The organism is Dokdonella sp. (assembly GCF_044227025.1).
GTDB lineage: Bacteria > Pseudomonadota > Gammaproteobacteria > Xanthomonadales > Rhodanobacteraceae > Dokdonella_A.
The window spans coordinates 309,508-326,595 of the sequence record NZ_JBGAFX010000003.1; the positions used below are offsets into that span (position 1 = coordinate 309,508).

The 17,088-nt window shown below is 66.3% G+C and carries 16 protein-coding genes; 13 read left to right on the forward strand and 3 right to left on the reverse strand.

The window, feature by feature from the left end; genetic code table 11:
• Positions 1–4 precede the first annotated feature (4 nt).
• Positions 5–448: a copper chaperone PCu(A)C gene (locus ACILRJ_RS09145; protein ID WP_395682602.1), complete on the forward strand. Its 444-nt coding sequence runs from the start codon at positions 5–7 to the stop codon at positions 446–448.
• Here ACILRJ_RS09145 and ACILRJ_RS09150 read toward each other — a convergent pair.
• Together ACILRJ_RS09150 and uvrA are read right to left on the reverse strand one after the other, a co-directional pair.
• The gene (locus tag ACILRJ_RS09150; RefSeq protein ID WP_395682604.1) at positions 412–909 is read right to left on the reverse strand and encodes an acyl-CoA thioesterase; all 498 of its coding nucleotides are present in this window, start codon (positions 907–909) and stop codon (positions 412–414) included. The two genes, ACILRJ_RS09145 and ACILRJ_RS09150, sit on opposite strands and share 37 nt — an antisense overlap.
• Entirely contained in the window at positions 906–3,770 is a 2,865-nt protein-coding gene (gene uvrA / locus ACILRJ_RS09155; RefSeq protein ID WP_395682606.1) for an excinuclease ABC subunit UvrA, read from the reverse strand. The genes ACILRJ_RS09150 and uvrA overlap by 4 nt, the downstream gene beginning before the upstream one ends.
• 271 nt (positions 3,771–4,041) lie before the next feature.
• On the opposite strand from uvrA, the gene rplU reads away from it, so the two are divergent.
• From rplU to cgtA, 3 genes are all read left to right on the forward strand, one after another.
• The gene (gene rplU / locus ACILRJ_RS09160; protein WP_395682607.1) at positions 4,042–4,365 is read left to right on the forward strand and encodes a 50S ribosomal protein L21; all 324 of its coding nucleotides are present in this window, start codon (positions 4,042–4,044) and stop codon (positions 4,363–4,365) included.
• Between the two features lie 12 nt (positions 4,366–4,377).
• On the forward strand, positions 4,378–4,635 hold the full coding sequence (gene rpmA, locus ACILRJ_RS09165; protein WP_395682609.1) for a 50S ribosomal protein L27: 258 nt from the start codon (positions 4,378–4,380) through the stop codon (positions 4,633–4,635).
• 212 nt (positions 4,636–4,847) lie between these two features.
• Positions 4,848–5,891, forward strand: coding sequence for an Obg family GTPase CgtA (gene cgtA / locus ACILRJ_RS09170; protein WP_395682611.1), 1,044 nt, complete (start codon positions 4,848–4,850; stop codon positions 5,889–5,891).
• Positions 5,892–6,067: 176 nt separating this feature from the next.
• On the opposite strand, the gene rpsT is transcribed toward cgtA, so the two are convergent.
• Positions 6,068–6,328, reverse strand: a complete 261-nt coding sequence (rpsT, locus tag ACILRJ_RS09175; protein WP_395682613.1) for a 30S ribosomal protein S20 — start codon at positions 6,326–6,328, stop codon at positions 6,068–6,070.
• 305 nt (positions 6,329–6,633) lie between these two features.
• On the opposite strand from rpsT, the gene murJ reads away from it, so the two are divergent.
• The 9 genes from murJ to ACILRJ_RS09220 all read left to right on the forward strand — a co-directional run bounded on the left by murJ (position 6,634) and on the right by ACILRJ_RS09220 (position 17,086).
• Positions 6,634–8,241 (forward strand): murein biosynthesis integral membrane protein MurJ, encoded by a 1,608-nt coding sequence (gene murJ, locus ACILRJ_RS09180; protein WP_395682615.1) that lies wholly within the window; start codon positions 6,634–6,636, stop codon positions 8,239–8,241.
• A 115-nt stretch (positions 8,242–8,356) separates the two neighbouring features.
• Complete coding sequence (locus ACILRJ_RS09185; RefSeq protein WP_395682617.1) at positions 8,357–9,346, forward strand: bifunctional riboflavin kinase/FAD synthetase; 990 nt, start codon at positions 8,357–8,359, stop codon at positions 9,344–9,346.
• The gene (gene ileS, locus ACILRJ_RS09190; RefSeq protein ID WP_395682619.1) at positions 9,343–12,222 is read left to right on the forward strand and encodes an isoleucine--tRNA ligase; all 2,880 of its coding nucleotides are present in this window, start codon (positions 9,343–9,345) and stop codon (positions 12,220–12,222) included. Before ACILRJ_RS09185 ends, ileS begins: the two co-directional genes overlap by 4 nt.
• On the forward strand, positions 12,222–12,710 hold the full coding sequence (lspA, locus tag ACILRJ_RS09195) for a signal peptidase II (RefSeq protein ID WP_395682621.1): 489 nt from the start codon (positions 12,222–12,224) through the stop codon (positions 12,708–12,710). The genes ileS and lspA overlap by 1 nt, the downstream gene beginning before the upstream one ends.
• A 114-nt stretch (positions 12,711–12,824) precedes the next feature.
• A complete protein-coding gene (gene ispH, locus ACILRJ_RS09200; protein ID WP_395682623.1) occupies positions 12,825–13,772 on the forward strand; it encodes a 4-hydroxy-3-methylbut-2-enyl diphosphate reductase in 948 nt (315 codons plus the stop codon).
• A 125-nt stretch (positions 13,773–13,897) separates the two neighbouring features.
• On the forward strand, positions 13,898–14,539 hold the full coding sequence (locus ACILRJ_RS09205; RefSeq protein WP_395682625.1) for a GspH/FimT family pseudopilin: 642 nt from the start codon (positions 13,898–13,900) through the stop codon (positions 14,537–14,539).
• Between the two features lie 11 nt (positions 14,540–14,550).
• On the forward strand, positions 14,551–15,048 hold the full coding sequence (pilV, locus tag ACILRJ_RS09210) for a type IV pilus modification protein PilV (protein ID WP_395682627.1): 498 nt from the start codon (positions 14,551–14,553) through the stop codon (positions 15,046–15,048).
• An 11-nt stretch (positions 15,049–15,059) separates the two neighbouring features.
• A complete protein-coding gene (locus ACILRJ_RS09215; protein ID WP_395682629.1) occupies positions 15,060–16,391 on the forward strand; it encodes a prepilin-type N-terminal cleavage/methylation domain-containing protein in 1,332 nt (443 codons plus the stop codon).
• Between the two features lie 8 nt (positions 16,392–16,399).
• Entirely contained in the window at positions 16,400–17,086 is a 687-nt protein-coding gene (locus ACILRJ_RS09220) for a PilX N-terminal domain-containing pilus assembly protein (protein ID WP_395682631.1), read from the forward strand.
• The last annotated feature ends 2 nt before the right edge of the window (positions 17,087–17,088 follow it).

The following is a 17,088-nucleotide window of genomic DNA, read 5'->3' on the forward strand; positions in this document are numbered from 1 at the left end:
TGCCATGCACCGTTCAAGCGCTGTTCCGCTCACGTTGGCTTTGTTGTTCGGTGCGAGCGTCGCGCATGCGGAAGGCAAGCTCGGGGTATTCGATGCATGGATCCGCCAGGCGCCGCCGGGTGCGACCATGATGGCCGGCTATGCGACCTTGAAGAACACCGGAGATGCGCCGATCACCGTGCTGACCGTGCAAAGCGATGCGTTCCGCATGACGTCGGTACACGAGACGATCGTTGCCAATGACATGGCGAAGATGCGCGAAGTCCATCGCCTCGCGGTTCCGGCGGGCGACGAAGTGCGCATGGAGCCGGGCGGCAGGCACCTGATGCTCATGCAGCCGCGCCACGACATCGTGCCCGGCGACAAGATCGAAGTGGTGTTCCTGCTCGCCGACGGAACGCGCTTGCAGACCTACTTCGACGTGCTCCCGTCCGACGCATCGGACTGACACGCCGCGCGGATCGCTGACGGCAAAGCTACCGAACGCCCGCTGGCTGGATCGATCCAGACCATCACGACTTCACCGTCGGCATAGACGCAATGGCTGTCGTCTTCCGCGACGATGCGGTGCGCGATCGTGACCGATGAGGTGCCGATGCGCTTCGTCGCGAGTTCGGTCACGATACGGCCCGGCCACGCGAGCTGGCGCCGGAAATTCACCTGCGCCGCCGCGACGACCGGCATCATCGACTCGTCGAACCACGGGCCGTTCACGCCGGCAAGCCAGGCGAGGCGGGCTTCCTGCGCGTAGACCAGGAAGGTCGCGTTGTTTACGTGATTGAACGCGTCGAGATCTGCCCAACGCACCGTCATCGCTACGCGCGCGAGCGGCCGCAGGTCGGCAGCGGCGGGTTCGACCGGCGCGACGGCGGTTGTTTTCGTGGTCTTCGTCCTGCGTGCGCCCGTCATGCGGCTTCCTTGCGACTGCGCTTGCGTGGTGGGGTGGCGACGCCGAGCGTGCGCGCGAGGAAGCGGCCGGTGTACGAGGTCGGCGATTGCGCGATCTGTTCCGGCGTGCCGGTCGCGACGATCGTGCCGCCGCGTCCGCCCCCTTCGGGTCCGAGGTCGACGACCCAATCGGCGGTCTTGATCACGTCGAGGTTGTGTTCGATAACGACGACCGTGTTGCCGTCGTCGGCGAGGCGTTGCAGCACCTTCAACAATTGTTCGATGTCGTGGAAATGAAGGCCGGTGGTCGGCTCGTCGAGGATGTACAGCGTGCGGCCGGTGTCACGCTTGCTGAGTTCGCGCGACAGCTTCACGCGCTGCGCCTCGCCGCCGGACAAGGTCGTCGCGCTCTGGCCGAGCTTGATGTAGGTGAGGCCGACATGCATCAGCGTCTCGAGCTTGCGCGCGAGCACCGGCACCGGTTCGAACAGCTTGAACGCATCCTCGACCGTCATTTCCAGCACGTCGGCGATCGTGTGGCCCTTGTAGGTGATCTCGAGCGTCTCGCGGTTGTAGCGTTTGCCGTGGCAGACGTCGCACGGCACGTACACGTCGGGCAGGAAGTGCATCTCGACCTTGATCAGGCCGTCGCCCTCGCACGCTTCGCAGCGCCCTCCCTTGACGTTGAAGCTGAAGCGGCCCGGGCCGTAGCCGCGCGAACGCGACTCCGGCACCTGCGCGAACAGTTCGCGCAGCGGGGTGAACAGGCCGGTGTAGGTCGCCGGATTGCTGCGCGGCGTGCGCCCGATCGGCGACTGGTCGATGTCCACGACCTTGTCGAACAGTTCGATGCCCTGGACTTCGCGGAACGGCGCCGGCTTCTCGTTCGCGCCGTTGAGTTCGGCCGCGGTATACTTGTGCAGCGTGTCGTTGATGAGCGTCGACTTGCCCGAGCCGGAGACCCCGGTGATGCAGGTGAACAGGCCGGCCGGGATCTCGAGGTCGACGTTCTTCAGGTTGTTGCCGCTCGCGCCGAGCAGCCGCAGCGTCTTCTCCGGATCGGCCCTGCGTCGCTGCTTCGGGACTTCGATGCCGCGCTCGCCGGACAGGTACTGGCCGGTCAGCGAGCGCTTGGACTTCAGGATCGCGTCGATGTCACCCTGCGCGACGATCTCGCCGCCGTGCACGCCCGCGCCCGGACCGATGTCGACGATGTAGTCGGCGAGGCGGATCGCATCCTCGTCGTGCTCGACCACGATCACGGTGTTGCCGAGGTCGCGCAGGCGCCTGAGCGTGCCGAGCAGGCGTTCGTTGTCGCGCTGGTGCAGGCCGATCGAGGGTTCGTCGAGCACGTACATCACGCCGACCAGCCCGGCGCCGATCTGCGAGGCGAGGCGGATGCGCTGCGCTTCGCCACCTGAAAGCGAGTCGGCCTGGCGATCGAGCGTCAGGTAGTCGAGCCCGACGTCGACGAGGAAGTGCAGGCGTTCGCGGATCTCCTTGACGATCTTCGCCGCGATCTCGCCGCGCCAGCCGGCGAGCGTGAGCACCTTGAAGAACGCGAGCGACTGCTCGATCGGCAGCGCGGTCAGTGACGGCAGGTTGGAATCACCGACGAATACGTTGCGCGCGCTTCGATTGAGGCGCTGGCCCTGGCAATCGGGACAGGCGCGCTCGCTGATGAACTTCGCGAGTTCCTCGCGCACGGCCGGTGATTCGGTCTCCTTGTAGCGGCGTTCCAGGTTGGGCACGATGCCTTCGAACGCGTGCTTGCGCGTGACCGCGCCACTCGCGCCAGTCACGTAGCGAAAATTGATCGGCACGCCGCCGGAACCGAACAGCACATGCTGTCGTGTCGCTTCCGGCAGGTCGTGCCACGGCGTGTCGACGTCGAACTGGTAGTGCCTGGCGAGCGACAGGATCAGCTGGAAGTAGTACTGGTTGCGGCGATCCCATCCGCGCACCGCACCCGCGGCGAGGCTGAGCTGAGGATTGACGACGACGCGCGCGGGATCGAAGAACTGGGTGACGCCGAGGCCGTCGCAGCCCGGGCAGGCGCCGACCGGCGAATTGAACGAGAACAGGCGCGGTTCGAGCTCCGGCAGCGAGTAGTCGCATACCGGGCACGAGAAACGCGAGGAGCAGGTGACTTCCGCTGCGGCGGTGTCGTCGATGTTGACGACCACCGCAATGCCGTCGCCGAGGCGCAATGCGGTCTCGAACGATTCGGCCAGCCGCTGCTTGATGTCCGCCTTCGGCCGGAACCTGTCGATCACGACTTCGATCGTGTGCTTCTGGCGCAGCGAGAGCGCTGGTACCGCGTCGAGTTCGTACACCGTGCCGTCGACGCGTGCGCGGACGAAGCCCTGCGCGCGCAACTGCTCGAAGACCTGCACGTGCTCGCCCTTGCGTTCCCGCACGATCGGCGCAATCAGCATGTAGCGCTTTTCGGCAGGCATCGCGAGCGTCGCGTCGACCATCTGGCTGACGGTCTGCGCTTCAAGCGGGATACCGTGGTCGGGACAGCGCGGCGTGCCGACGCGCGCGAACAGCAGGCGCAGGTAGTCGTACACCTCGGTGATCGTGCCGACGGTCGAGCGCGGGTTGTGCGAAGTCGCCTTCTGCTCGATCGCGATCGCCGGCGAAAGGCCCTCGATGTGGTCGACGTCGGGTTTTTCCATCACCGACAGGAACTGGCGCGCGTAGGCCGACAGCGACTCGACATAGCGGCGCTGGCCTTCGGCGTAGATCGTGTCGAACGCGAGCGACGACTTGCCCGAGCCGGATAGGCCGGTGATCACGATCAGCCTGTCGCGCGGCAGATTGAGGTCGATGTTCTTGAGATTGTGCGTGCGCGCACCGCGGATGCGTATCGTGTCCATGCGGCGGGGGAGATGGGGGAAGAGGGCGACTATAACAACCGCCGTCTCGCCTTTCGCGACGGTTGGCTCCAGGGTCGCGATTGCGGACAGGTGCGGGCGGGCTGGCTTCGGGGGGAAGCTATCGCCGGTGGAACGAAGGTCGAAGTCGCCCGGCGCGTGCGATAACAACGACTTGCGATCAACTTCAGGGTCGATTAGACTGCGCGGCTCGCTCCCGGTCCAGGCCGGGTGCGCAGGCTGATTTCAGAATAACTACAGAGGCATAGCCATCATGTACGCAGTCATCGTTACCGGCGGTCGCCAGTACCGCGTGGCGCAGGGTGAGACCTTGCGCGTCGAAAAGCTCGTCGCCGACATCGGCGCCGAGGTCAAGCTGGACCAGGTCCTGCTGGTCGGCGAGGGCGACGGGGTCACCGTCGGCGCCCCGCTGGTCGCCGGAGCGCTGGTCACCGCGAAGGTGGTGTCGCACGGTCGCGGCGAGAAGATCCGCATCGTGAAATTCCGTCGCCGCAAGCACTTCCGCAAGGAGACGGGTCACCGTCAGCATTACACCGAAATCGAAATCGTCGGCATCACCGGCGCGGGCAAGAAGTAAGGGAGCACGGCAATGGCACATAAAAAGGCAGGCGGCTCAACCCGCAACGGTCGCGACTCGAACCCGAAGTACCTCGGCGTGAAGATCTATGGTGGCCAGGCGGTCGAAGCCGGCAACATCATCGTCCGCCAGCGCGGCACGCGCTTCCATCCGGGCGCGGGCGTCGGCCTCGGCCGCGACCACACGCTGTTCGCCCTGGTCGATGGCACGGTCGAGTTCAAGGTCAAGGGCGCCGAAGCGCGCAAAACGGTCAACGTCATCCCGGGCTGATCGCCAACGCGATCGGTTCTGCGAAGGCCCCGCCTCGTGCGGGGCTTTTCGTTTGTGGACCGGGATTGGGGATTCGGGATTCGCAATGGCGAAATCAGATTCCCGCCCCATGACGGCCTTTCGAGGGCATCATGCTGCCGGTTCGCGCTGATGAGGCGCTCGTCAGGTTTTTCCGAATCCCCCATCCCGAATCCCCAATCCCGGCCCCCGCAATGAAATTCGTCGACGAAGCCACCATCCACGTCTATGCCGGCAACGGTGGCAGCGGCTGCGTCAGTTTCCGGCGCGAGAAATTCATCCCGTTCGGTGGTCCGGATGGCGGGGACGGCGGCAGCGGCGGCAGCGTCTGGCTGGTCGCCGACGAAGGCATCAACACCCTGATCGACTTCCGCCATCAGCGCGTCTATCGCGCGCAGCGCGGCGAGAACGGCATGGGCCGGCAGATGGCTGGCAAGGGCGGCGAGGACACCTTCATCCGCGTTCCGGTCGGTACGGTCGTGATCAACACCGCGACCGACGAAGAGATCGGTGACATGACCACGCATGGCCAGCGCCTGCTGGTCGCCCAGGGCGGCCACGGCGGCCTCGGCAACATCCACTTCAAGAGTTCGGTCAACCGGTCGCCGCGCAAGACCACGCCCGGCAGCCCCGGCGACGAGCGCGAGATCAAGCTCGAACTGAAGGTCCTTGCGGACGTAGGCCTGCTCGGCTTCCCGAATGCGGGCAAGTCGACCCTGATCCGCGCGGTGTCGGCGGCGACGCCGAAGGTGGCCGACTATCCGTTCACGACGTTGCAACCGCATCTCGGCGTCGTGCGTATCGAAACCGACCGCAGCTTCGTGATCGCCGATATCCCCGGCTTGATCGAAGGCGCCGCCGAAGGCGCCGGACTCGGCATCCAGTTCCTCAAGCATGTCGCGCGCACGCGCCTGTTGCTGCATGTCGTGGACATCGCGCCGCTCGACGGCATCACCGATCCGGTCGCCGAAATCCGCGCGATCGAGACCGAGCTCAAGGGGTTCGACCCGAAGCTGCTGAAGCGGCCGCGCTGGCTGGTGTTCAACAAGGCCGACCTGCTCGCGCCCGAAGAACGCGAGAAGGTCGCCAAGGCGATCGTCAGGAAGCTCAAGTGGAAGCAACCGTGGTACGTGGTGTCGGCGATCGCGCGCGAGGGCACGTGGCCGATGTGCCTGGACATCCAGCGCTTCTTCGACGAGCAGAAATACGCCGCCGAGGCGGCGGAGCAGGGCGCGTGAGCGTCGGCGCCGGAGCAGTGCAGATCCCGGCGTCATGCCCGCGAAAGCGGGAATCCAGCGGCTTGTTCACGGGGCACTACCGCGTGTCGTCCGGGCAGCAACGGGAAACAAAAAAGCCGGCCCGTAAGGCCGGCTTTTTCGGGAAGCGCCCCGCGATCAGGGTCGATCGCGCGAATTCACAGCGCCTTGATGTGCGCGGTCAGGCGGCTCTTGTGACGGGCGGCCTTGTTCTTGTGGATCAGGCCACGCGTGGCGTAACGATCCATCACCGGCTCGGCGATCTTGTACGCGGCTTCGGCCTTCGCCTTGTCCTTGGCTTCGATCGCCTTCACGACATTCTTGATCGCCGTGCGAACCATCGAACGCGCGCTGGCGTTGCGCTGGCGGTGCTGCTCGGACTGGCGCGCACGCTTCTTCGCGGACTTGATGTTGGCCAAGGGACTGCTCCGGTATTCGGGATTGGAAAAAGACTGCGGATTATGCCGGGGCGCTTTTTCCACGTCAATCGACTGCGCCGCGACGTACCGCTGAAGTTCGACACATGCACCGAAGTTTCCCGTCCACGCCGGGCGAGCGGGTTTTCCCATCCGTGCGCGTCGAGCGCAGCGAGCGGTAACGAGCGGCGCAGCGCCCGAGCAGGCCTTGCAGGCCCTTCGACTACGGCCTTCCAGGCCTGCGCTGAGGCCGAACGGACCCTCAGCGAGCCAGCCCGGCCTTCGGCCCTCCGCCCTCAGCCCTCGCCATGACCCGTCCCAGCCTGCTTCGCTCGATGCTGAGCTTCAGTGGCGGGACCTTCGTCTCGCGCATCCTGGGTCTGGTCCGAGAACAGGCGATCGCCTACGCGTTCGGTGCGAGTGCGGCGACCGACGCTTTCTGGGTTGCGTTCCGCATCCCGAACTTCCTGCGCCGCCTGTTCGCCGAGGGCTCGTTCTCGGTCGCGTTCGTGCCGGTGTTCACCGAGGTCAAGGAGACGCGCCGCCACGAGGACTTGAAGCAACTCGTCGCGCGCACCGCCGGCACGCTCGGCGGCGTGTTGTTCGTGGTGACTGCGCTCGGGATGCTCGGCGCGCACTGGCTCGCGGCCGGCTTCGCGCCCGGCGCGATCGACGAGCCGGCGAAGTTCGCGCTGACCACCGACCTGCTGCGCGTGATGTTCCCGTTCCTGTTGTGCGTGTCGCTGACCGCGCTCGCCGGCGCGGTACTGAACAGCTTCCACAAATTCATGTTGCCGGCGTTGACGCCGGTCATCATGAACCTGTGCATGATCGTCGCCGCGCTGTGGTGGTCGAAGGCGTTCGACGTGCCCATCATGGCGCTCGGCTGGGCGATTTTCGTCGCCGGCATCCTGCAACTGCTGGTGCAGTTGCCGTCGCTCGCGAAACTCGACCTGCTTGCGTTGCCGCGCTGGGGCTGGCGCCACCCGGATGTGCGCCGGATCCTGAAACTGATGGTGCCGACGCTGTTCGGCTCGTCCGTCGCGCAGATCAACCTGCTGCTCGACACCCTCATCGCCTCGTTCCTGATCACCGGTTCGCAGACATGGCTGACGCAGAGCGATCGCCTGCTCGAATTTCCGCTCGGCATCTTCGGCGTCGCGCTCGGTACCGTGATCCTGCCGTCGTTGTCGCGCCATCACGTGACGACCGATCGCGACGGCTTCGCGAAGGCGCTCGACTGGGGCCTGCGGACCGCGTTGCTGATCTCGGTTCCGGCCATGCTCGCGCTGGTGCTGCTGGCCAAGCCGATGCTTGCGACCCTGCTGCAGCACGGTCGTTTCACCGCACATGACGTCGACATGGCCGCATTGTCCCTGTCGGCTCTTTCGTTCGGCCTGCCTGCGTTCGCGCTGGTCAAGGTCGTCGCGCCAGCGTTCTATGCGCGCCAGGACACCAGGACGCCGGTGCGCGCCGGCATCGTCGCGATGATCGCCAACATGCTGATGAACCTGCTGTTCGTCGGCTTGCTGTTCCATCTCTGGCACAGGCCCGAGGACCTCGCCGACGGATGGTTGGCCGCCATCGCCAAGGTCCCGGGCCTGCATATGGGCCTCGCGCTGGCGAGCGCCCTCGCCAGTTACCTCAATCTCGGCCAGCTCTGGCTCGCACTGCGCCGCGACGGCGTGTACGTGAGCCAGCCGGGCTGGACCCGGCACCTCCTGCGCCTCGGCGCGGCCTGCGCGGCGATGGTCGCCGTGCTCGCTGTCGGCCTGTGGCAATGGCCGGAGTGGGGCGACTGGACCCCCATGTCGCGCGTGCTGCGCCTGGGCGTGCTGATTGCGTCCGGCGGCGGCGTGTTCCTCGCCACGCTGTTCGCATGTGGCTTCCGCCTGCGCGACCTGCGCGCTGTCTAGGGCGGTGCGCGCGCAAGCGCGTGCCCCGCTGCAGGTCCGCCTTGACGCGCGCATCCGGCGACGCGCATTCCGCCGTACGGCGCGCCTGCTGCGGCGCAGCGGCTATACTCATCCGATGAACCTGCTTTTCCGTGATGCCGCGGGGCCGAACCTGGCTCCGGGCGGCAGCGTTTTGTGCGTCGGCGCGTTCGATGGGCTGCATCTCGGCCATCGTGCGTTGCTCGCACACGTGCGCGAGCGCGCGACGGCGCAGGCACTGACGCCGCTCGCGATCAGCTTCGAACCGATCCCGCGCGAATTCTTCGCCCGCGGCGTTCGCGTGCCGCGCGTCGCCAGCGTGCGCGAGAAGATCGCGCAGATCGGCTCCAGCGGGATGTCCCTGCTGTTGCTGCGCTTCAACGACGGGCTCGCGGCGATGTCCGCCGAGGCCTTCATCGAGGACGTGCTGATCGCGCGCGCGGATGCGCGCGAGGTCTGGGTCGGTGCCGACTTCCGTTTCGGTCACGCACGCCATGGCGACGTCGCGCTGCTGCGGGCGCACGGTGAGCGACGCGGCTTCACGGTCGAAGTGATGGACGACGTCGCGATCGATGGCGCGCGCGTCAGCAGCAGTGCGATCCGGCGCCACCTCGCTGCCGGCGAATTCGATGCCGCGGCGCGCCTGCTTGGTCGGCGCTTCGCGATTGGCGGGCACGTGGTGCGCGGACGCCAGCTTGGCCGCAAACTGGGTTATCCGACCGCAAATATCCGCCTCGGCCGGCGTACCGCGCCGGTCGCCGGCATCTTCGCGGTACAGGTGCACGGCGTCGAAGCGTCACCGCGCGCGGGCGTCGCCAGCCTCGGCGTGCGGCCGACCATCGATGGCGACGGCGAGCCCCTGCTGGAAGCGCACCTGTTCGATTTCGACGGCGACCTGTACGGTCGCCGCATCGAGGTCGAGTTCGTGCAAAAGTTGCGCGACGAGATGAAATTCGACGATCTCGACGCCATGGTGAAGCAGATCGACCGCGACGCGGAGGATGCGCGCGGCATCCTCGGCGTGGCACGCGTCGAGGTGAAGCAAGGCCCTGGCGCGAGCGCCATAACCCACACGGTTGCCGCATGAGCAGAGACTACAAGGACACGATCAACCTGCCGAAGACCGACTTCGCGATGAAGGCGGATCTGGCCAAACGCGAGCCGGCGATGCTGGCCGAGTGGGAGCGCGCGGACCGTTACGGCGAGATCCAGCGCCGAAGCGCCGCGCGCGAGCGCGCTTTCATCCTGCACGATGGTCCGCCGTATGCGAACGGGGTCATCCACATCGGCCACGCAGTCAACAAGGTGCTGAAGGACATCGTCGTCAAGTCGAAGCTGCTCGCCGGGCTGCGTTCGCCGTACGTCCCGGGGTGGGATTGCCATGGCCTGCCGATCGAGGTCGCGGTCGAGAAGGAGATCGGCAAGGTCGGCCAGAAGGTCGACGCGGCGACGTTCCGCGCGAAGTGCCGCGAATACGCGGCGAAGCAGATCGACCTGCAACGTGCCGACTTCAAGCGCCTCGGCGTGCTCGGCGATTGGAGCAACCCCTATCTGACGATGGATTTCCGCTACGAGGCGGACATCATCCGCGCGTTGGCGAAGATCCATGCAAACGGCCACGTCGTGCGCGGCTTCAAGCCGGTGCACTGGTGTTTCGACTGCGGCTCCGCGCTGGCGGAAGCGGAGATCGAATACGCCGACAAGGTGTCGCCGGCGATCGACGTCGCCTACGACGCGTTCGATCCGAAGGCGCTCGCGGCGAAGTTCGGCGCGACGACCGGCGACGACGACATCGTCGCGGTGCCGATCTGGACGACGACGCCGTGGACGCTGCCCGCGAGCGTCGCGGTGGCGCTCGGGCCCGAACTCGAGTACGCACTGGTCGAAGGCCCTGCGCGCGATGGCAGGCGCGTGCTGCTCGTCGTCGCGGACGCGCTCGCGGCAGCGGCTCTTGCCCGCTATGGCGTTGCCGACAAGAAGATCCTGGGACGTGCGCGCGGAGTTGCACTGGAAGGCGTCGTCGTGCGTCATCCGTTCTACGATCGTGAGATTCCGATCCTCCTCGGCGACCACGTGTCCGCCGAGGACGGCACCGGCGCCGTGCACACGGCGCCCGGCCACGGCGTCGAGGACTTCGCGGTCGGTCAGAAGTACGGCCTCGTCGAGAAGTATTCCGCCGCGGAACTCAATCCCGTCGGCGGCAACGGCGTTTATGTCGCCGGTACGCCGATCGTCGAGGGCCAGTTCATCTGGAAGGCGAACGAGTCGATCCTCGCACTGCTGCGCGAGCGCGGCATGCTGCTCGCCGAAGCGAAGCTCACGCACAGCTACCCTCACTGCTGGCGCCACAAGACGCCGGTCGCATTCCGCACCACGCCGCAGTGGTTCATCGGCATGGAGACGCAGGGTTTGCGTGCGGCCGCACTGAAATCGATCCGCGACGACGTCGACTGGTACCCGGCGTGGGGCGAGGAGCGCATCGCCGGCATGATCGCCGGACGCCCGGATTGGTGCATCTCGCGCCAGCGCACCTGGGGCGTGCCGATCGCGCTGTTCGTCGACAAGGCGACCCAGCAGCCGCATCCGCGCAGCGTCGAGCTCATGGAACAGGTCGCGCGACGCGTGGAGAAGGAGGGCGTCGATGCGTGGTACGCGCTGGATGCGTCCGAGCTGCTCGGAGCGGAAGCGGCGAACTACGACAAGGTTACCGACATCCTCGACGTCTGGTTCGATTCCGGCACCTCGCATTTCTGCGTGCTCGACCAGCGTGCCGAACTCGCGCGCAAGCCCCTCGACCAGGTCATGTACCTGGAAGGCTCGGACCAGCATCGCGGCTGGTTCCATTCCTCGCTGCTGACCGCGACCGCGATGCACGGCCGCGCGCCGTATGACGCGGTTCTTACGCACGGCTTCACGGTCGACGCGCAGGGTCGCAAGATGTCGAAGTCGCTCGGCAACGTCGTCGCGCCGCAGAAGGTCGTCGACACGCTCGGCGCCGACGTGCTGCGCCTGTGGGTCGCGTCGACCGACTACCGCAACGAGATCGCGGTGTCCGACGAGATCCTCAAGCGGGTTGCCGATTCGTACCGGCGCATCCGCAACACCGCGCGCTTCCTGCTCGGCAATCTCGATGGCTTCGATCCGGCGCAGCATGTGCTGCCGCTGGAGCAGTGCCTGATGCTCGACCAGTGGGCGGTGCAGCAGGCATACGACGTGCAGCAGGCCGTCGTCGCGGCCTACGCACGCCACGATTTCCCCGAAGTCGTCGCGCGCGTGCAGAATTTCTGCACCAACGAGCTCGGTTCGCTTTACCTCGACATCACCAAGGATCGGCTCTACACGATGCCGACCGACAGCCGCGGGCGGCGCAGTGCACAGACCGCGATGCTGCACATCGTCGAGGCGATGGTGCGCTGGATCGCGCCGATCCTGTCGTTCACCGCCGAGGAGATCTGGCCGCTGATTCCGGGCAAGCGCAGCGAATCGGTGCTGTTCGAAACCTGGTACGACGGCCTCGCGGCGACCCAGGGCACGCCGGAGCAGCGGCGATTCTGGGCCGACCTGCTCGCGATCCGCGCGGCGTCCTCGCGCCTGCTCGAAAGCATGCGCAATGCCGGTTCGATCGGCGCTTCGCTGCAGGCGGAAGTTGTCGTGCACGCCGACGACGCGACGCGCGCGCGCCATGCCAAGGTCGGGGACGAACTGCGCTTCTTCTTCATCACCTCGAAGCTCGACCTTGCCGACCTCGCCGCGCTGCCCGATCCAAAGGAGCGCACCGATGTCATCGGCGTCGAGATCGACGATGCGACGGTGTGGGTCGCCGCGAAGCCGAGCGAGGCGCAGAAATGCATCCGCTGCTGGCACTACCGGCCCGACGTCGGCACGCATGCCGAGCATCCGGAGATCTGCGGCCGCTGCATCGAGAACGTCGATGGCGAGGGCGAGACGAGGCGGTGGTTCTGATGTCGGTCAAGCCGAACGCGTTGTTGTGGCTTTTGTTGTCGCTGCTGGTCATTGCCCTCGATCAGATCACCAAGCACATCGCCCTGATCGAGCTGCAACCCTACCAGCCGCACGCGGTGATTGCTGGTCTCTTGAACTGGACGCTCGCGTTCAACCCCGGCGCCGCGTTCAGTTTTCTCGCCGGCGAAGACGGCTGGCAGCGCTGGCTGTTCACCGCGCTCGCGGTCGGGGTCAGCGCGATGCTTGCGTTCTGGCTGTCGCGCACGCCGCGCGGCGACTGGCGCAATGCGTTGCCGCTGTCGCTGATCATCGGCGGCGCACTCGGAAACCTGATTGATCGCCTGCGCTTCGGCCACGTCACCGACTTCATCCAGGTTTACTGGCACGACTGGGCGTTTCCGGCGTTCAACGTCGCCGACTCGGCGATCTCGGTCGGTGCAGTGCTGCTCGTGCTGTCCGGTTTGGTTTTTTCCAGCCGCAGTCCCTGACGGCGAGGATCAAGGAGCCGGCATCCGTGGCTGCGCCACTCGACCGTCGTCCTTGACGAAACGCAGCGGCCCTCCGTGGCCGCACCTTTCAATCAAAGAATCTATAATTCTCCGATGGACGTCCTGCTCGCCAATCCCCGTGGTTTCTGCGCCGGCGTCGACCGCGCGATCGAGATCGTCGAACGCGCGCTCGAAACCTTCGGCGCACCGATCTACGTGCGCCACGAGGTCGTGCACAACCGCTTCGTCGTCGAACGGCTGCGCACGAAAGGGGCGGTGTTCGTCGACGAACTGCACGAGGTGCCGGACGGTTCAACCGTGATTTTCAGCGCGCATGGCGTGTCGCAGGCGGTGCGCGGCGAAGCCGGCGAGCGCGGCCTGCGCGTGTTCGACGCGACCTGCCCGCTGGTGACCAAGGTGCACATGGAAGTCGCGCGGCACGGAAAGGCGGGGCGCGACGTGGTGCTGATCGGCCATGCCGGCCATCCCGAAGTGGAAGGCACGATGGGGCAGTGGGACCCGGCCAATGCGGGTGCGATCCACCTGGTCGAGACGCCCGAGTGCGTCGCCAGCCTGCGGCCGCGCAATCCCGAGCAGATCGCGTTCGCGACCCAGACCACGCTCTCGATCGACGACACGCGCGCGGTGATCGACGCCCTGCAGCGGCGCTTCCCGGCGATCCAGGGCCCGCGCCACGACGATATCTGCTATGCCACGCAGAATCGCCAGGACGCCGTGCGCAAGCTCGGCCAGCAGTGTGATCTCGTGCTCGTCGTCGGCTCGCCGAACAGCTCCAATTCGAACCGTCTGCGTGAACTGGCCGAGAAACAGGGCGTGCCGGCCTATCTGATCGATGGCGCCGCCGACATCCAGCCGCATTGGCTGGAAGGTCGCACCCGCATCGGCGTCACCGCCGGCGCCTCGGCCCCGGAGAGCCTGGTGCGCGAGGTCATCACCGCCCTGCGCGAGGCCGGCGCTGCCGGCGTGCGCGAGCTCGACGGCGAACCGGAAAACGTGACGTTCGCCCTGCCGAAGGAACTGCGCTTGCGCGTAGTGGCCTGATCCGACCGCGATTCCCCGCTGCGGAGCCGCTTGTCCGGCAATTCCTACCTTGCAACCGCGCCCGCTTGTCCGGCTCCGGCGCGGTGCGTAGGGTAGTCTTATCCAGGAGTTTGTCGGGGAAGGCAATGTCCGAATCCAGTAACAGGGCCGCGTTCCGGGGTCGTAGATCGGCGGCCGGGTTCACGCTTTTCGAGCTGATGATCGCCGTGGCGATCGTGGCGATCCTTGCCGCGATGGCATTCCCGAGCTACCGCGATTTCAGCCAGCGCATGAACGTCACCAACAGCACCAACCAGCTCGTTGGCGCGCTCAACACGGCGCGCAGCGAAGCGGTCAAGCGCGGTCGTCAGGTCGCCGTGATCGCCAACGGCGGCGACTGGAGCCGAGGCTGGCAGATCGTCGCGGGCAAGGCCACCGCCGCGGGCACGGTGACGCCTCCGGTATCGCCGGGCGCGACCTCGGCCGCCTGCAAGGCCTACATGGACCTGGATGGCGTGACGCCGCTGTGCCCGCGCTTCGACGGGCCGCTTCCAGACAGGTACACGTTGCTGGCCAAGGGCGCGGGGACCGGTGCGAGCGACACCCAGATCGTGTTCGGAGGGAGCGGAGCCCTCGTCCCTGCGACCGTCACCAACTATGACTTCAGCCTATGCCGCCCGAGCCAGAACGCTGATCCGACCCAGTCGCGCCGCGTACATGTCGCGCCGTCCGGAATCATAACCACCTATCGCGACACCACCTCGTCGCCTGCCGGCGCTTGCAGCTGATGGAGACCCGCATGCGAATTGTTTCCTCCCGCGGATTCACCCTGCTCGAAGTCCTGATTGCGTTGCTGATCTTCAGCCTTGGCATGCTCGGCCTCGCAGGCCTCATGGTCGTATCGGTCAAGACCAATCAAAGCGCCTACCTGCGCACGCAGGCTTCGTTCCTGGCCCAGTCGATGGCAGACCGCATGCGCGCGAACATCGGCCAAATCAACAACTACAACGGCGACTACGATGCCTCGACGGCCGGAGCGCCGACATGCACGAGTTGCGATCCTGCCGGAATGCGCGCGCGCGACACCGCGGTGTGGAGCCAGCAGCTGATTGACTCGCTGCCGAATCCGACCGCCAACATCAATTGCACCGGAACGGTAGTTCCGGCGTCGAGCGGCGCAGGAACCTACGACGGGACCTGCGAGTTCATCATCCAATGGGCGGAGGCGAATCTCGAAGTCAACAGTGGCGCCAGTGCGCCGCCGCCCCAGACCTTCGCATGGGTATTCCAGCCGTGAGCGCCGCGCCGATGAATCGATCGACCTTCACCTCCGCCGCATTGCGTCCACGTCAGGCTGGCTTCACCCTGCTGGAGATCATGGTCGCGCTGACGCTCGGCATGCTGCTCAGCATCGGAATCCTGAGCCTGTTCGGCAGCACGAGTCGCACCAACCGGCTGCAGGGTGGCCTCGCGCGCCTGCAGGAGAACGGGCGTTTCGCCGTGACGCGGATGGAGTCCGACCTGCGCATGACCGCTGCGCAGTACTGCAGCAACATGGCGGGTGCCGCCACCAGGGGCGTGACGCCGGTAGTGCCGGTACGCGCGCCGCTCGTGCTGACAGACCAGCTGGGCGTGGCCGATCCCGGTCCCGGGGCAGGCGATACGCCTGTGTCGGTCCTGCAAAGCATCGATGCGACGGGTTATCCGACCAGCACAGCGGGCACAGGCAGCTACATCCTGAGTCCGCGCTATTTCGTGCAAGGCTATTCGTGCACCGGCGCGACCTGCACGCCTGCCGGCCTGCCGAGCGGGCTGCCTGCAGCAGGCACCAATCCGGGTGATCGTGTGCAAGGCAGCGACGTACTGACCATCCGCTACGAGCGCGGCAGCGGGTGGAGCGTTTCCGGCGCGGGCGGCTGTACTTCGGGTGGCACCCTGCAGGTGCTGTCGAGGCCCGGTGATGATCCGGTGAGTTTCGTCCCCGGCCCGCAACTCGCGCTGGTGACCGACTGCGCGAACGCGGCGGTCTTGCCGGTCGCGAATTTCACGGGAAGCACGCTGACCTTGGGGACCCTCATGCCGGGAACCTCGGCGGTATGCACCAACGCCGGCACGCGCGACATGCGCGTATTCAATTTCTCGAAGGATTTCGTCACCGTCACCTACTATCTCGCCTTGCGCCAGGATCTTGACCCGGATGCGCGACCGAACAGTCCGACCGCGGCGAGGCGCGTGATTCCCGTGTTGATCCGCCGTGAAAATGGAGTGGATCAGGAGCTCGTGCAGGGCGTCGACCAGCTTGGGTTTCTGTACGGTGTGCAGAACGCGGCGGGCCAGACGGTGTTCCTCACTGCCGACCAGGTCAACGCCGGCGCGGTGCCGTGCAGCCAACCGCCGGAAGGCGTATCTGCCCTCGAACCCGGTTGCCTGTGGCGCTCGGTGCGCACGATCGAGGCGCATCTGCTCGTCAACACGGTCGGCGAAATCATGAATCTCGACAACGTGAGTCGGGAGTACCGATTCATGAACAGCGTTCACGCGACCACCGATGCAAGCGCGCTGCCTTCCGCATTGAAGGCGGGCAGCATGCTGAGGCGCGAGTTCATCGCGCACGTTTCCAATCGCAACTTCAACTTCTGAGTGCGGCCATGAATAGTCCCCGTCGTTCGTTCAACCAGCGACGCCAGCAAGGCGCCGTGCTCTTCGTTGCCCTGGTATTCCTGATCCTGATCACCTTGCTCGCGTTGACTGCGACGGGCACATCGATCCTGCAGGAAAAGATGACCGGCGGCATGCGCAACCGCCAACTCGGCCTGATGGGCGCGGAGAGCGGCTTGCGCGGAGGCGAGGCGTTCCTGCTCAACCTCAACTTCATTGGGGGCAACCAGCTTACGCAATGCCCGCCGGACGGAGCCCCCACGTCGACGTGTGCGTACGTCCCGCAGGTGGATGACACCACGGCGAGGGCTGGCCTCGATCCGGCCGTGCAGTCGTTCCGCACGGCGCGCTCCTGGGTCGCACCCCCGGGTGGCGCGCCAACGTATCCACACACCCTCACGGGCCAGACTGGCGATCTGGAAACCGCCTCGTTGCATGCGGAGCCGGTCCTGGTTGTCGAGGCACTCGGCAGTGACAGTGCCGCTGGCGGTGGCGACGGAGGCTGGCAGCAGACCAACGCGATCGATGCAGAAAAGTCCGGCGTCGGGTCACCGATCCTGTACCGGATCACCTCGCGTAGCCAGGGCGGCAGTGGTGCCGTGCTGCGGGTCGCAGAAAGTGTGTATTCAGCGATGAACCTGGGTGCCGCCGGTGCCAATCCGGACGCTGCGCCGTGAGC

Bases quoted from the DNA above. Each gene is read 5' to 3' on its own strand.
- ACILRJ_RS09145 (WP_395682602.1), top strand. From the start codon at position 5: ATGCACCGTTCAAGCGCTGTTCCGCTCACGTTGGCTTTGTTGTTCGGT.
- ACILRJ_RS09150 (WP_395682604.1), bottom strand. From the start codon at position 909: ATGACGGGCGCACGCAGGACGAAGACCACGAAAACAACCGCCGTCGCG.
- uvrA (WP_395682606.1), bottom strand. From the start codon at position 3,770: ATGGACACGATACGCATCCGCGGTGCGCGCACGCACAATCTCAAGAAC.
- rplU (WP_395682607.1), top strand. From the start codon at position 4,042: ATGTACGCAGTCATCGTTACCGGCGGTCGCCAGTACCGCGTGGCGCAG.
- rpmA (WP_395682609.1), top strand. From the start codon at position 4,378: ATGGCACATAAAAAGGCAGGCGGCTCAACCCGCAACGGTCGCGACTCG.
- cgtA (WP_395682611.1), top strand. From the start codon at position 4,848: ATGAAATTCGTCGACGAAGCCACCATCCACGTCTATGCCGGCAACGGT.
- murJ (WP_395682615.1), top strand. From the start codon at position 6,634: ATGACCCGTCCCAGCCTGCTTCGCTCGATGCTGAGCTTCAGTGGCGGG.
- ACILRJ_RS09185 (WP_395682617.1), top strand. From the start codon at position 8,357: ATGAACCTGCTTTTCCGTGATGCCGCGGGGCCGAACCTGGCTCCGGGC.
- ileS (WP_395682619.1), top strand. From the start codon at position 9,343: ATGAGCAGAGACTACAAGGACACGATCAACCTGCCGAAGACCGACTTC.
- lspA (WP_395682621.1), top strand. From the start codon at position 12,222: ATGTCGGTCAAGCCGAACGCGTTGTTGTGGCTTTTGTTGTCGCTGCTG.
- ispH (WP_395682623.1), top strand. From the start codon at position 12,825: ATGGACGTCCTGCTCGCCAATCCCCGTGGTTTCTGCGCCGGCGTCGAC.
- ACILRJ_RS09205 (WP_395682625.1), top strand. From the start codon at position 13,898: ATGTCCGAATCCAGTAACAGGGCCGCGTTCCGGGGTCGTAGATCGGCG.
- pilV (WP_395682627.1), top strand. From the start codon at position 14,551: ATGCGAATTGTTTCCTCCCGCGGATTCACCCTGCTCGAAGTCCTGATT.
- ACILRJ_RS09215 (WP_395682629.1), top strand. From the start codon at position 15,060: ATGAATCGATCGACCTTCACCTCCGCCGCATTGCGTCCACGTCAGGCT.
- ACILRJ_RS09220 (WP_395682631.1), top strand. From the start codon at position 16,400: ATGAATAGTCCCCGTCGTTCGTTCAACCAGCGACGCCAGCAAGGCGCC.